The sequence below is a fragment of the Streptomyces doebereineriae genome, from assembly GCF_031845645.1.
Taxonomy (GTDB): Bacteria; Actinomycetota; Actinomycetes; order Streptomycetales; family Streptomycetaceae; genus Streptomyces; species Streptomyces canus.
In genome coordinates this window covers 1-412 of sequence record NZ_JAVREZ010000487.1, presented here as the reverse complement: position 1 = coordinate 412, position 412 = coordinate 1, and the positions used below count along the sequence as shown (strand labels likewise).

Here is a 412-nt window from a genome sequence, read left to right as displayed (position 1 = left end):
ATCGGCAGCTTGCCCGCGAAGTCGTCGACATAGTCGAAAGTGGTGCTCTGCAGGGCCGCGTCCAGATGCTGGTGGGCGATCTCGGTGACCCGGCCCTCCAGTTCGCGGATGCGCCGCGGGGTGAAACCCTTGGACACCAGCGTGCGCAGCCGCAGGTGGCCCGGATCGTCGAGGGCCAGGAACGACATGACGCGATGTGCTTCGTCGTTGCGCGAGATCGGGTCGAGGGACACACCGTGCTTGTTGGACAGTGTGACGCTGTTGCGGAAGCCGGCGACCACGTCCTTGTGCCGGGACAGCGCCCAGAACTTGAGCTCTTCGTTGTGATAGATCGGGGCCTCGTCACGCAACCGCTTGTAGTACGGGTACGGATCCTCGTGGAAGTCATAGTCGTACGGGTCGAAGATCAGCT

General features: G+C 63.1%; 1 pseudogene. It reads right to left on the bottom strand.

Annotated elements, in window-relative coordinates:
* A pseudogene (locus RNB18_RS52895) lies at window positions 1–412 on the bottom strand (cytochrome P450); the annotation flags it as partial.